Annotated in this window: 18 protein-coding genes; 8 read left to right on the forward strand and 10 right to left on the reverse strand. The window is 66.7% G+C overall.

Annotation, left to right across the window (positions count from 1 at the left end):
• Window positions 1–9 precede the first annotated feature (9 nt).
• From KF892_02525 to KF892_02540, 4 genes are read left to right on the forward strand one after another with little or no spacing between them, the layout of a single operon-like run.
• A complete protein-coding gene (locus tag KF892_02525) occupies window positions 10–819 on the forward strand; it encodes a MotA/TolQ/ExbB proton channel family protein (GenBank protein ID MBX3623861.1) in 810 nt (269 codons plus the stop codon).
• A gap of 21 nt (window positions 820–840) precedes the next feature.
• Entirely contained in the window at window positions 841–1,269 is a 429-nt protein-coding gene (locus KF892_02530) for a biopolymer transporter ExbD (GenBank protein ID MBX3623862.1), read from the forward strand.
• 18 nt (window positions 1,270–1,287) lie between these two features.
• Window positions 1,288–1,713: a biopolymer transporter ExbD gene (locus KF892_02535; protein MBX3623863.1), complete on the forward strand. Its 426-nt coding sequence runs from the start codon at window positions 1,288–1,290 to the stop codon at window positions 1,711–1,713.
• Between the two features lie 5 nt (window positions 1,714–1,718).
• A complete protein-coding gene (locus KF892_02540) occupies window positions 1,719–2,930 on the forward strand; it encodes a hypothetical protein (GenBank protein ID MBX3623864.1) in 1,212 nt (403 codons plus the stop codon).
• 3 nt (window positions 2,931–2,933) lie between these two features.
• On the opposite strand, the gene KF892_02545 is transcribed toward KF892_02540, so the two are convergent.
• From KF892_02545 to KF892_02575, 7 genes are all read right to left on the reverse strand, one after another.
• A complete protein-coding gene (locus tag KF892_02545) occupies window positions 2,934–3,692 on the reverse strand; it encodes a 3-hydroxyacyl-CoA dehydrogenase (GenBank protein ID MBX3623865.1) in 759 nt (252 codons plus the stop codon).
• Between the two features lie 71 nt (window positions 3,693–3,763).
• Entirely contained in the window at window positions 3,764–4,417 is a 654-nt protein-coding gene (gene adk, locus KF892_02550; protein ID MBX3623866.1) for an adenylate kinase, read from the reverse strand.
• An 86-nt stretch (window positions 4,418–4,503) separates the two neighbouring features.
• Window positions 4,504–5,256, reverse strand: a complete 753-nt coding sequence (kdsB, locus tag KF892_02555) for a 3-deoxy-manno-octulosonate cytidylyltransferase (GenBank protein MBX3623867.1) — start codon at window positions 5,254–5,256, stop codon at window positions 4,504–4,506.
• The gene (locus tag KF892_02560) at window positions 5,253–5,459 is read right to left on the reverse strand and encodes a Trm112 family protein (protein ID MBX3623868.1); all 207 of its coding nucleotides are present in this window, start codon (window positions 5,457–5,459) and stop codon (window positions 5,253–5,255) included. Before KF892_02560 ends, kdsB begins: the two co-directional genes overlap by 4 nt.
• Window positions 5,460–5,469: 10 nt before the next feature.
• The gene (locus KF892_02565; GenBank protein ID MBX3623869.1) at window positions 5,470–6,489 is read right to left on the reverse strand and encodes a tetraacyldisaccharide 4'-kinase; all 1,020 of its coding nucleotides are present in this window, start codon (window positions 6,487–6,489) and stop codon (window positions 5,470–5,472) included.
• Window positions 6,490–6,537: 48 nt separating this feature from the next.
• A complete protein-coding gene (locus KF892_02570) occupies window positions 6,538–6,957 on the reverse strand; it encodes a biopolymer transporter ExbD (protein ID MBX3623870.1) in 420 nt (139 codons plus the stop codon).
• A gap of 10 nt (window positions 6,958–6,967) precedes the next feature.
• On the reverse strand, window positions 6,968–7,609 hold the full coding sequence (locus KF892_02575) for a MotA/TolQ/ExbB proton channel family protein (protein ID MBX3623871.1): 642 nt from the start codon (window positions 7,607–7,609) through the stop codon (window positions 6,968–6,970).
• A gap of 174 nt (window positions 7,610–7,783) precedes the next feature.
• On the opposite strand from KF892_02575, the gene KF892_02580 reads away from it, so the two are divergent.
• From KF892_02580 to KF892_02590, 3 genes are all read left to right on the forward strand, one after another.
• Window positions 7,784–7,969, forward strand: a complete 186-nt coding sequence (locus KF892_02580; protein ID MBX3623872.1) for a hypothetical protein — start codon at window positions 7,784–7,786, stop codon at window positions 7,967–7,969.
• A 4-nt stretch (window positions 7,970–7,973) separates the two neighbouring features.
• A complete protein-coding gene (gene xseA, locus KF892_02585; GenBank protein MBX3623873.1) occupies window positions 7,974–9,263 on the forward strand; it encodes an exodeoxyribonuclease VII large subunit in 1,290 nt (429 codons plus the stop codon).
• Between the two features lie 88 nt (window positions 9,264–9,351).
• Window positions 9,352–9,933 carry a superoxide dismutase [Fe] gene (locus KF892_02590; GenBank protein ID MBX3623874.1) on the forward strand — a complete coding sequence of 194 codons (582 nt, stop codon included), beginning with the start codon at window positions 9,352–9,354 and terminating at the stop codon, window positions 9,931–9,933.
• A 61-nt stretch (window positions 9,934–9,994) separates the two neighbouring features.
• On the opposite strand, the gene KF892_02595 is transcribed toward KF892_02590, so the two are convergent.
• A complete protein-coding gene (locus tag KF892_02595; GenBank protein ID MBX3623875.1) occupies window positions 9,995–10,438 on the reverse strand; it encodes a DUF192 domain-containing protein in 444 nt (147 codons plus the stop codon).
• A 132-nt stretch (window positions 10,439–10,570) separates the two neighbouring features.
• Window positions 10,571–10,741, reverse strand: a complete 171-nt coding sequence (locus KF892_02600) for a hypothetical protein (protein MBX3623876.1) — start codon at window positions 10,739–10,741, stop codon at window positions 10,571–10,573.
• A 138-nt stretch (window positions 10,742–10,879) separates the two neighbouring features.
• Here KF892_02600 and icd point away from each other — a divergent pair, with 138 nt between their 5' ends.
• The gene (gene icd, locus KF892_02605; GenBank protein ID MBX3623877.1) at window positions 10,880–12,133 is read left to right on the forward strand and encodes an NADP-dependent isocitrate dehydrogenase; all 1,254 of its coding nucleotides are present in this window, start codon (window positions 10,880–10,882) and stop codon (window positions 12,131–12,133) included.
• A 99-nt stretch (window positions 12,134–12,232) separates the two neighbouring features.
• On the opposite strand, the gene KF892_02610 is transcribed toward icd, so the two are convergent.
• Window positions 12,233–12,502 carry a cold shock domain-containing protein gene (locus KF892_02610; protein ID MBX3623878.1) on the reverse strand — a complete coding sequence of 90 codons (270 nt, stop codon included), beginning with the start codon at window positions 12,500–12,502 and terminating at the stop codon, window positions 12,233–12,235.
• Window positions 12,503–12,670 lie beyond the last annotated feature (168 nt).

Genomic DNA, 12,670 nt, shown 5'->3' on the forward strand with positions numbered 1-12,670 from the left:
GGAACCACGATGTCCATTCTTCAGAAACTCCACTCGCTCGCGGCCGGTTTGCTGCTCGCCGCAACCCTTGCCGCCGCGCCTGCGCACGCCCAGGCGCCGGCTTCTGCGCCCGTGGCGGCCTCGGTGGCGGCGCCCGCCGTCAGCAAGGAAAGCGTCGAGAACCCCTACGACCTCAAGCACATGCTGATGCAGGGCGACAAGGTCACGCTGCTGACCTTCGGCCTCCTGGTGCTGATGAGCCTGGCGAGCTGGTACATCCTCGTGACCAAGCTGATCGAGGGCGCGAAGCTCGCCTCCGAAGCGAAGCACGCCCGCGCGAACTTCTTCAAGTCGGCCACGCTCGCCGATGGCTTGAAGACGCTGAAGCCCGACGGCGTGTTCCAGTTCATCGCCGCGAGCGGCATCGAGGCGGGCCGCGACCATTCCGGCGAACTCACCGCCAACATCGACCGCAACACCTGGATCGGCATGAGCGTGCAGCGCGCCGTCGACACGGTGCACAGCCGCCTGCAAGATGGCTTGGCCGTGCTCGCCACAGTGGGCTCGACCGCGCCCTTCATCGGCCTCTTCGGCACGGTATGGGGCATCCTCAACGCGCTCACCGCCATCGGCATCGCCGGCCAGGCGTCCATTGACAAAGTGGCCGGCCCCGTGGGCGAGGCGCTCATCATGACGGCCATCGGCCTCGCGGTCGCCGTGCCGGCGGTGCTGGGCTACAACTGGCTGGTGCGCCGCAACAAGGTGGCGATGGAGTCGGTGCGCGGCTTCGGCGCCGACCTGCACGGCGTGCTGCTCGGCAGCCGCGCCGCGGCACGCTGATCGACGTCAGGAGGCCATGCGATGGCGATGAATGTCGGTGCCGGCGACGGCGACGAAGACGAGGTGCTGTCGAGCATCAACACCACGCCGCTCGTCGACGTGATGCTGGTGCTGCTCATCATCTTCCTCATCACCGTGCCGGTGGTGACGCAGAACGCCGCTGTCTCGCTGCCGAAGGAAACCAACCTCGCGCGCCAGACCAAGCCTGAGAACATCGAGATCTCGGTCACGAAGGACGGCGACGTGTACTGGAACGCCGTGCCGGTGGCCGACAACGAGGCGCTCGTGGCGCGGCTGAAGAAGGTGGCCGTGATGGTGCCGCAGCCCGAGGTGCACATCCGTGGCGACGAGAAGTCGCGCTACGAGTCGGTGGGGCGCGTGGTGTTTGCCTGCCAGCGGGCGGGCATCCAGAAGGTGAGCTTCGTCACCGAGCCGCCGCCCCGTGGCTGAAGGAGGAACGACATGGCGATGAACCTCGGCCCGGGCAGCGCCCGCGACAACGAGCCCGACGTGATGGTCGAGATGAACACCACGCCGCTGATCGACGTGATGCTGGTGCTGCTCATCATGCTGATCATCACCATCCCGATCCAGCTGCATTCGGTCAACCTCAACATGCCCACCGGCACGCCGCCGCCGAGCGCACCGCCGCAGGTCGTCACCATCGACGTCGACTTCGACGGCACGGTGTTCTGGAACGGCGAGGCGCTGCCCGACCGGACCGCGCTCGACGCGCGGCTGTCGGCCACCGCCGCGCTGCCCGACCAGCCCGAGGTGCACCTGCGGCCCAACAAGCTCGTCGAATACAAGGACGTGGCGGCGGTGCTGGCGAGCGCGCAGCGCCTGGGCGTCACCAAGCTTGGCATCGTGGGCAACGAGCAGTTCGTGAAGTGACACGCATGCAGACGATTCGACTCGCACTGGCTTCCCTCGCATTGCTGGCCAGCCTCGCCCACGCGCAGGAGGCGCTTCGCCCCGAGGTGGGCAAGCCGCTGCAGGCCGCGCAAGAGCTCATCAAGGCGCAGAAGTACAAGGAAGCGCTGGCCAAGGTGCGCGATGCCGAGGCGGTGCCCAACAAGACGGCCGGCGAGAGCTACATGGTCGAGCGCATGCGCATCGCGGCGGCCTCGGGCGCAGGCGGCGCGGAGCTGGCGGCCCGCTCGTTCGAGGCGCTGAAGGCGAGCGGCAAGCTGCCCGCGGCCGAGCAGCTGCGCATGCTCGAGTCACTGGCCGGCAGCTTCTACCGCGCGAAGGACTACGCCAAGACCATCGCCTGGGGCAAGCGCTACCTGGCCGAGGGCGGCAGCAACACGCAGATCCGCACGCTGGTGATCCAGTCACAGTACCTGGCGGGCGACTACGCCGGTGCGGCGAAGGAGCTGGTGGTCGAGGTGCAGGCCGACGACAAGGCCGGCCGCGCCACGCCGGAAGACCGCCTCACGCTGCTGCTGAACGCGGCGCAGCGCGCCAACGATGCCTCGGCGCAGATGCTGGCGATGGAGCACCTCGTCATGCACCACCCGAAGAAGCCGTACTGGAGCGACATGCTCGCGCGCCTGCAGCGCAAGCCCGGCTTCAGCGACCGGCTGGTGCTCGACACCTACCGCCTGATGCTCGCCACCGGGAGCATGCGCAACGCCAACGACTACATGGAAATGGCGCAGCTCGCGGTGCAGGCGGGCTTGCCGGGCGAAGGGCAGCAGGTGGTCGACAAGGGTTTTGCGGCGGGCGTGCTCGGCACCGGCACGCCGGCCGAGGCCGACCGGCACCGCCGCCTGAAGGAACTTGTGGCCAAGCGTGCCGCCGAAGAGAAGCAGGGCCTGGCAGCACGCGAGGCCCAGGCCGCGTCAGCACGGGGAGGCGACGAGCTCGTCAACCTCGGCTTCTCAGAGACCTTTCTCGGCGAGCCGAAGAAGGGCCTTGCGCTGATGGAGCAGGGCATCGCCAAGGGTGGCCTCAAGCGGGTCCACGACGCGAAGCTGCACCTCGGCATTGCCTACCTTGCGGCGGGCGACCCCGCCAAGGCGCAGGCGGTGCTCAAGACGGTGGCCGGTCAGGACGGCACCGCCGACCTGGCGCGGCTCTGGGGCATCGTCGCGCGCCAGAAGTAGCGCTCAGCGCGGCGCTAGGCGGATCGCGCCGTCGAGGCGGATCACCTCGCCGTTGAGCATGTCGTTGGTGATGATCTGGTGCACGAGCTTGGCGTAGTCGGCCGGGGTGCCCAGGCGGCTCGGGAAGGGCACGCCGGCAGCCAGAGAGTCCTGCACCTCCTGCGGCATCGAGAACAGCATCGGCGTGCCGAAGATGCCGGGGGCGATGGTCATGTTGCGGATGCCGTTGCGGGCGAGGTCGCGCGCGATGGGCAGCGTCATGCCGACCACGCCGCCCTTGGAGGCGGAGTACGCGGCCTGGCCGATCTGGCCGTCGTAGGCGGCGACGCTGGCGGTGGAGATCAGCACGCCCCGCTCGCCGGTCGCTTCAGGCTCGTTCTTGCACATCGCCTCGGCCGCGAGGCGGATCATGTTGAAGCTGCCGATCAGGTTGACCGTGACCACCTTGCTGAAAAGCGCGAGCGGGTGGGCGCCTTCCTTGCCCACCGTCTTCACGGCGGGGGCAATGCCGGCGCAGTTGACGAGGCCCATCAACTTGCCCATGGAGACGGCCGCGGCCACGGCGGCTTGGCCGTCGGCCTCCTGGCTCACGTCGCAGCGCACGAAGCGGCCGCCCAATTCCTTGGCGATGGCTTCTCCACGCTCTGCTTGCAGGTCGGCGATGAGCACTTGGCCGCCGTTGGCCGCGAGCATGCGCGCCGTGCCTTCGCCCAGGCCCGATGCGCCGCCAGTGACGATGAAGACTTTGCCTGCGATGTCCATGAATTGCTCCTTGTGAGTGCTGGATGAAAAAAGCCGCTCGGTGGAGCGGCTTTCGGTTGGTGGCGTGCGGTTCAGCTCAGGGCCTGCAGGGCCCGTGCGGTGATTTCGTCGACCGTGCCGGTGCCTGAAATCTTGCGGTACTTCGGGGCGCTGGCGTCGCCGTTGGCGGCCCACTTGGCGTAGTAGTCGACCAGGGGGCGGGTCTGGCTCTGGTAGACCTCGAGGCGCTTCTTGACGGTCTCTTCCTTGTCGTCTTCGCGCTGCACGAGGTCTTCACCGGTCACGTCGTCCTTGCCGGCGACCTTGGGCGGGTTGAACTTCACGTGGTAGGTGCGGCCCGAAGGCTGGTGCGTGCGGCGACCGCTCATGCGCTCGATGATGTCCGAGTCGGGCACGTCGATTTCGAGCACGAAGTCGAGCTTGACGCCAGCGGCCTTCATTGCGTCAGCCTGCGGAATGGTGCGGGGGAAACCGTCGAAGAGGAAGCCGTTCGCACAGTCGGGCTGCGTGATGCGTTCCTTCACGAGGCCGATGATGATGTCGTCGCTCACGAGGGCGCCCGAGTCCATCACCTTCTTGGCGGCCAGGCCCAGCGGCGTGCCGGCCTTGACGGCAGCACGCAGCATGTCGCCGGTAGAGATCTGCGGAATGCCGAACTTCTTGCAGATGAATGTGGCCTGCGTGCCTTTCCCGGCGCCGGGTGCGCCCAGAAGGATGAGTCTCATGGGTTGTCCTCTATCTCTATGTATGGAATCTTGTCAGTGCCTGCGGAGCGGTCAGGCCTCAGCTGCCAACGAGAATAGCATGGGGGTCATACGAGAAGCTGACGCACACGCGCCAGGTCTTCGGGGGTGTCGATGCCCGGGCCGGGGCGGGTGTCGCTCACGTGCACCGCGATGCGCTCGCCGTGCCACAGCACCCGCAATTGTTCGAGCGACTCGATGGCTTCGAGCGGCGAAGGCGGCAGCTGCGGGAAGCGGCGCAGGAAGCTCGCGCGGTAGCCGTAGATGCCGATGTGGCGCAGCGGCGCGGGCTGCGGGAGCTGGGTCACGCCTTGCGCGTGGCCATCGCGCCACCAGGGAATCGGGGCGCGTGAGAAGTAGAGCGCGCGCGCCGAGCCGTCGAGCACGACTTTCACGACGTTGGGGTTGAGCAGCTCGTCGACGTGGTCGATCGCGTGGGCGGCGGTGCTCATCACGCATTCTGGCCGTGAGGCCAGCAGCGCGGCGCAGGCGTCGATCAGCGCCGGGTCGATCATCGGCTCGTCGCCTTGCACGTTGACGACCGCGTCGTTGCCGTCGAGCCCGAGCAGGGCGCAGGCCTGGGCCAGGCGATCGCTGCCGGTGGGGTGGTCGGGGTCGGTCAGCACGCAGTCGACCGCGTGGGCGCGGCAGGCCTGCACGATCTCGTCGTCGTCGGCCGCGACGACCACACGCGCGGCGCCGGAGAGGGCGGCCCGTTGCGCCACACGCACCACCATCGGCAGGCCTGCGAGGTCGGCCAGCACCTTGCGGGGCAGGCGGGTGGACTTGAGCCGCGCCGGCACCAGCACGGTGAACTTCACGCGGCGGCCTCCGGCGCGGGCGCGGGGCTGTCGGTGGAGCGGGCCTCGGATTCGAGCATCACCGGGATGCCGTCACGCACCGGGAAGGCCAGCCGGTCGGCGCGGCAGACGAGTTCGTGCTGCGCGTGGGTCGGCGGGCGCTGGTGTTCGAGGGGGCCCTTGCAGAGCGGGCATACCAGGAGCTCGAGCAGTCGAGTGTCCATGTCGGGTCCTTCAGGTGGAGGGCGTGAGCCAGGGCAACAGTTGCGAAGCGATCGCCGCGTCGATCTCAAAGTCTAGCGTTGCGACCCACACGCGCGTGGTGCCCATGCGCTCGGGGCGCAGCTTCACCGCGTCTTTCTCGGTGACGATCACATCGGTGGCGTTGGCAGGCCAGGGCAGGGTGGTGAACGGGTGATGGTCGGGCAGGGGCAGCTCGTCGATCTGCAGGCCCTCGGCTCGCAGCATCTCGAAGAAGCGCTGGGGGCGTGCCATGCCGGCCGCTGCGACCACGCTGCGGCCCTGCAGGTCAGCGAAGGCCTTGCGGGTCGCCACGCTGCCGGCCCACCAATCGGCCAGGGTTGCGAGGCCGCGCAGGTGGCGTTGGGCCAGGTGGCCGGGCAGGGGGGTGCTGGCGCGAGGCGCGTTGTAGACCACCAGGCTGCGCGGTGGCACCTCGGCCGGCACCGGCTCGCGCAAGGGGCCGGCCGGCAGCAGCCAGCCGTTGCCGCCGCCGCGTTCGTCGAACACGATGACCTGCGCGTCGCGAGCGAGGCGCCGGTGCTGGAGGCCGTCGTCGCTGACCAGCACGGTCAGCTCGGGGTGGGTGCCCAGCAGCAACTGGCCGGCGGCCACGCGGTCTGCACCCACGGCGACGGGCGCGCTGGTGCGCAGGTGCATCAGCAGCGGCTCGTCACCCGCCGCGTCGGCCGGTGTGTCGCGGGTGACGAGCTGGGGCTCGTCGCTCGAGCGGCCGTAGCCGCGCGAGACGATCCCTGGGCGGTGCCCGTTCGCGCGGAGCATGTGGATGAGCGCCATCGTGGTGGGCGTCTTGCCCGCACCGCCGACGATCAGATTGCCCACCACGAGCACCGGCACTGGCAGGCGATGCGACCGCAACAACCCAAGCTGGTAGCCCGCCGTGCGCAGCGCCGCCACGCCGCGGTAGAGCCACGACAGCGGCCACAGCAACCATGCGATGGCCCCGCGCGTGAGCCATGCCTCTTGCAGTGGGGATGCGGCCGGCACGGTCATGTCGTGGTGCAGAGAAGGGGGCAGCGCCGCGAGGCCGCTGCCAAGCCCTCAGCGGCCCTGGTTGCCCTGGGTGGCGAAGGTGATCTTGGGCAGCCCGGCGCGGCGGGCCGCGTCCATCACCGTGATGACCGACTGGTGCGCCGCCGTGGCGTCGGCCGAGATGATGATCACGGTGTCCTTGGAGCCTTCGGAGGCCGCGGCCAGCTCACCGGTGAGCAGGTCGACGCTGCGTCCTTCGATCAGCTTGCGGTTGATCGCGTAGCGGCCGTCACCCGACACCGAGACGATGATCTCGCGAGGGTTGTCCTTGGGCCGGTCGGCGTCGGCCGTGGGCAGGGTGACGTTGAGTTCGGTGAACTTGGAGTACGTGGTCGAAAGCATCAGGAAGATGATCACGACCAGCAGCACGTCGATGAACGGGATCAGGTTGATCTCGGGGTCATCGCGCAGGTGCTTGCGGAAGTTCATCGGCATGGCCTCAGGGCGCCTTCTTCACGGGCGGCACGGAGAAGCGCATCAGGTGCGGCACCAGGCGCTCGGCGGCCTGCTCCATCTCGAGGGTGTATTCCTCGATGCGGCCGCGGAAGTAGCGGTAGGCGATGAGCGACGGGATCGCGATCATCAGCCCGAAGGCGGTGTTGTAGAGCGCGATCGAGATGCCGTGCGCCAGCATCGCCGGGTTGCTGCCGCCGGTCGGGGCCTGCGAGCCGAAGATCTCGATCATGCCGATCACGGTGCCCATCAGACCCAGCAGCGGCGCGGCCGAGGCGATGGTGCCGATGGTGTTCATGTAGCGCTCCATGCGGTGCACGGCCACGCGGCCCGCCGATTCGAACGAGGCACGCAGCACTGGCTCGGTGAGTCGGGGGTCGGCGATCACCGTGCGCAGCCCGCTCGCGAGCACGGCACCGAGGATGGAGTTGTCGGCGAGCTTGTTGACGACGTCGGCGCCGGGCAGGTGGGCGCGGGTGACGGAGACGACTTCATCGAGCAGCTTGGGTGGCGCGACCCGCGCGGTGCGCAGGCTGGAAAGCCTTTCGATGATCAGCGCCAGCGCCACGACGGAACACAGAAGCAAGGGCCAAATGGGCCAGCCAGCGGCTTGTATGATCGAAAACAATCCTGTCCTCTCCGAGTCAGCCCCCAAGCGGGAGGCGCGATTATGGCCTTCTGGCTGCACTTGTCACCCCGTCCGATCGTTGCCTGTTGTGACTGCGCCGCTGCCTTGAAATCACTTCGCGCGGTCGTCCACTGCAAGTGTGGATAACTTTGTGGGCAACCCAGGGTCGCACGCGTGCAGGCCGCGAAAAATCAGGCGCTCCGACAGTTTGCTCAAAACTTAGGCAAAGAAAATCCTTTGAAAATCAATAGCTTGCACGATTGTGAAAGCCTCGTGACAGCCGAAACGGCGCGCCATGCCTTGATTGGCGCGCTTGTGGAGTTCTCGACCCGCATCAATGCTGGGTTTGCCCGTGGTTGAGCCCATGTTCGCGCGCCCCGAGCGCATGGTGTGGAGCGTGGCCGGGCTCGTGCACGCGGTCTCGGATGCACTTGCTGCGCGCTTCGCATCGTGCACCGTGCGGGGCGAGGTGTCGGGCTTTTCGCGCGCGGGCAGCGGGCATTGCTACCTCAGCCTGAAAGACGCCGACGGCGGCGCCGGCCTGCTGCGCTGCGCGATGTTCCGGCGTGCCGCGAGCCTGCTCGACTTCGCGCCGGCCGATGGCCAACTGGTCGAGGTGCGGGGGCGGCTGGCCGTCTACGAGCCGCGCGGCGAGTTGCAGTTCGTCATCGAGGCGATGCAGCGGGCTGGTGCCGGGGCCTTGTTCGAGCAGTTCCAGAAACTGCGCGCGCGGCTGGAAGGTGAAGGGCTGTTCGACGCCGAGCGCAAACGCGAGCCGCCCCGCTTTCCGCGCCGCATCGGCGTGGTCACCTCCTTGGGCGCGGCCGCGTTGCACGATGTGCTGACGTGCTTCGCGCGGCGCGCGCCGCATGTGGAGGTGGTGGTCTATCCGAGCCTCGTGCAGGGCAACGAAGCGCCGAAGGCGTTGGTTGACGCGCTGCAGACGGCCGACCGCCGCCGCGAGGTCGATCTGCTCATCCTGTGCCGAGGCGGCGGCTCGCTGGAGGACCTGTGGGCCTTCAATGATGAGCGTGTCGTGCGTGCCATCGTGGCGTGCGGCCTGCCTGTGTTGTGCGGCGTGGGGCATGAGACCGACGTGACGCTGGCCGACCTGGCGGCGGACGTTCGCGCGCCCACGCCCACGGCCGCCGCCGAGATGGCCTCGCCCACGCAGGAAGAAGGGCTCGCCTTGCTGGCCGCGGTGGCCCGCGTGATGCAGCGTCGTGTGCACCAGGTGCTCGACACCGAGGCCCAGCGTCTGGACCGGGCCACCCTGCGCCTGCGCCGCCCGGCTGATGTGGTACGTCGGCAGGCCGAGCGCGTGGCCTTGCTGCGCCAGCGCCTTCAGGCGCGCGCCGCGCGGCATGTGCCGCAGCAACGCCAGGCCTGCAGTGAGTCGCAGCGGCGTTTGTCGCGCTCGGTGACGGTTGCGCTGGCCTCGCACCGCCAGCGTCTCGCCTCCCTGCAGGCGCGACTGGCCGCGCTCGACCCGCGGCAGGTGCTGGCCCGTGGCTATGCCTGGCTGAGCGACGAGCAGGGCCACGCCCTCACAAGCGTCGACAACCTGACCGCCGGGAAGACCGTGACGGCAGAACTCGCCGACGGCCAGGTGCGCGCTGCAGTCCTCAGCGTGCAGCGGCGCATTGTCGAATAACCCGTCTGCCTGAGGGTGCGCGCGGCTTCGCGTGGGCGTGCCTACAATGCCCGCGACTTTCTCTCGTCTGCCTCGAAAGGACTCGCTCATGGAACACACACTGCCGCCGCTGCCCTACGCTCACGATGCCCTGGTGCCGCACCTCAGCAAGGAAACGCTCGAGTACCACCACGACAAGCACCACAACGCCTACGTCGTGAACCTCAACAACCTGCAAAAGGGCACCGAGTTCGAATCGAAGAGCCTCGAAGAGATCATCAAGACCTCGTCGGGCGGCATCTACAACAACGCCGCGCAGATCTGGAACCACACCTTCTTCTGGAACTGCATGAAGCCGCAAGGCGGCGGCGAGCCCACCGGCGCACTGGCCGAGGCCATCAACAAGAAGTTCGGCAGCTACGCCGCCTTCAAGGAGGCGTTCACCAAGAGCGCCGTCGGCAACTTCGGCTCGGCCTGGACCTGGCTCGTGAAGAAGCCGGACGGCAGCGTCGACATCGTCAACATGGGCGCCGCCGGCACCCCGCTGACCACCGCCGACAAGCCGCTGCTGACGATCGACGTGTGGGAGCACGCGTACTACATCGACTACCGCAACCTGCGTCCGAAGTTCGTCGAGGTGTTCCTGAACTCGCTCGTGAACTGGGACTTCGCGGCGAAGAACTTCGCCTGATCGCGCTTCTCGCGCGGTGATAAAAAAGGCCGGTCTGTGACCGGCCTTTTTGTTGGCTGTTTCAGGAGCCGAAGGGCGCGCCCGTGAGTCTGGTGCCAGGCTTGATGCCTCGTTTGCCGAACCAGCCAGCGTTCATCTCGAGCACGTAGCGCACCGGCTCGATGGAGCAGTGCGAGTCCAGCGTCTGCGGCTTCATCTCTTCGATGTTGAGCACGGTGCCGTTGTCGGCGATGAAGGCGATCGACAGGGGCAGCAGGGTGTTCTTCATCCAGAAGCACTGCTTGGCCGGCTGCTCGAAGACGAAGAGCATGCCTTCGTTGGTGGGCATTGAGGTGCGGAACATCAGGCCGGTGGCGCGCTGCTCGGGGTTCTGGGCGACCTGGGCCACGATGTTGTGGATGCCGGCGCCGAGTTTGATGGTCGGCAGGCTTTGAGGAGCGTTCTGTGCGAGTGCAGGGGCTGCGGCGATCAGGAGCCAGCAGCTCAGCAGGAGGCGTTTCAACATGGCGAAGCTCGGCTGAGAGAGGATGCGGCGATTATCGTGAAGCCGCCATGAAAAACGCCCGGGCGGAACCGGGCGTTTTCGCAGGGACTGCCGTTGCCGGCAGTCGGCCATCGGTATTCAGCGAAACGCTGATTACTTCTTGGCTTCTTCCTTCTTGGCTTCCTTCTTTTCGGCCTTGGCTTCGGCCTTCTTCTCAGCCTTGGCTTCGGCCTTGGCGGCGGAAGCGGCGGGCTTGGCGGCGTCAGCAGCGTAGGCGCCAACGGCGAAGAGGGAAGCGATCAGAGCGGCCAGAAGCTTGTTCATTTGATTTACCTTTCGAAAGTTTTGGATCCACCGCGCGCTCATCGCGCGGCACGCTCACAACGTGGGCCCTTGTCAGTCGGTTGACAGAGTCCGTGGCATAGAATCTTTCGTTACCTATCGCAGTCCGGAGCCGACAGCATGTACAAGCACATCAAAGTCCCTCAAGGCGGGCAGAAGATCAGCGTTAACCCCGACTTCTCGCTCAACGTTCCCGACCAGCCCATCATTCCCTACATCGAGGGTGACGGCACCGGATTCGACATCACGCCTGTGATGATCAAGGTGGTCGATGCAGCCGTGGCCAAGGCCTACGCTGGCAAGAAGAAGATCCACTGGATGGAGATCTACGCCGGCGAGAAGTCGACCAAGATCTACGGCCCCGACGTGTGGCTGCCCGAAGAGACGCTCGAAGTGCTGCGGGACTATGTCGTCTCGATCAAGGGCCCGCTGACCACACCCGTGGGCGGTGGCATCCGCTCGCTGAACGTCGCACTCCGCCAGGAGCTCGACCTCTACGTCTGCCTGCGCCCGATCCAGTATTTCAAGGGTGTTCCTTCGCCGGTCAAGGAACCCGAGAAGACCAACATGGTGATCTTCCGCGAGAACTCGGAAGACATCTACGCCGGCATCGAGTACGAAGCCGAGACCGACAAGGCCAAGAAGCTGATCAAGTTCCTGCAAGACGAACTTGGCGTCAAGAAGATCCGCTTCCCGAACACCTCGGGCATCGGCATCAAGCCGGTCTCGCGCGAAGGCACCGAGCGTCTGGTGCGCAAGGCGATCCAGTACGCGATCGACAACGACAAGCCCAATGTGACGCTGGTGCACAAGGGCAACATCATGAAGTTCACCGAAGGTGGATTCCGTGATTGGGGCTACGCCCTGGCCCAGAAGGAATTCGGCGCCCAGCTGATCGACGGTGGCCCGTGGTGCAAGTTCAAGAACCCGAAGACGGGCAAGGAAATCACTGTCAAGGATTCGATCGCCGACGCTTTCCTGCAGCAGATCCTGCTGCGCCCCGCTGAGTACTCGGTGATCGCCACGCTCAACCTCAACGGCGACTACGTGTCCGACGCCTTGGCGGCGCAGGTCGGCGGCATCGGCATCGCCCCGGGCGCCAACCTGAGCGACTCGGTGGCCATGTTCGAGGCGACCCACGGCACCGCCCCGAAGTACGCCGGCAAGGACTACGTCAACCCGGGTTCCGAGATCCTCTCGGCCGAGATGATGCTGCGCCACATGGGCTGGACGGAAGCGGCCGACCTCATCATCAGCTCGATGGAGAAGTCGATCCTGTCGAAGAAGGTCACCTATGACTTCGCCCGCCTGATGGACGGTGCGACGCAGGTCTCGTGCTCCGGCTTCGGCCAGGTCATGATCGAGAACATGTGATCTCGATCGGCTCAGCAAAAAGCCCACCGCTCGGTGGGCTTTTTTGTGGCCAAAGGGGTGAGGCGTCGGCCGCGGGACGCAGCCGCCAGTCGCTACAAACTAGAGACTTGCGCTGACCCCCACGCCGGGTGCCATGGCGGCCGGCACGGGCGGCGCGTCGAGCGCCTCGTGCGGGCAGATGTTTTGGGCCAGCTGACCTTTGGGGCCTTGTACGGCGTCGTAGCTGACGCGGCCGCCCTGCTTCAAGGTGCGAAAGCCATCCATCTTGATGGCCGAAAAATGGGCAAAGACGTCTTCGCCCCCACCCTCGGGTTCAATGAAGCCAAAACCCTTTGCATCGTTGAACCACTTGACAGTTCCAAAAGCCATGGGCTCCTCCCTAGAACCGCGGCATTCTTAGTCTGGGTTTTGGGGCTGTCAAGGTGCCTTACCCCGAGCTGGCATCCATCTTGAATGGGTCGCGAGGAGGCGCCGAATGGCTTCAAAAGAGGGGCTGCTGTGATGCATTTGTACCCTTGTGCTGGGCTGGTTCGGCGC

Origin of the sequence: Rhizobacter sp. (assembly GCA_019635355.1) — a bacterium.
GTDB lineage: Bacteria > Pseudomonadota > Gammaproteobacteria > Burkholderiales > Burkholderiaceae_C > Rhizobacter.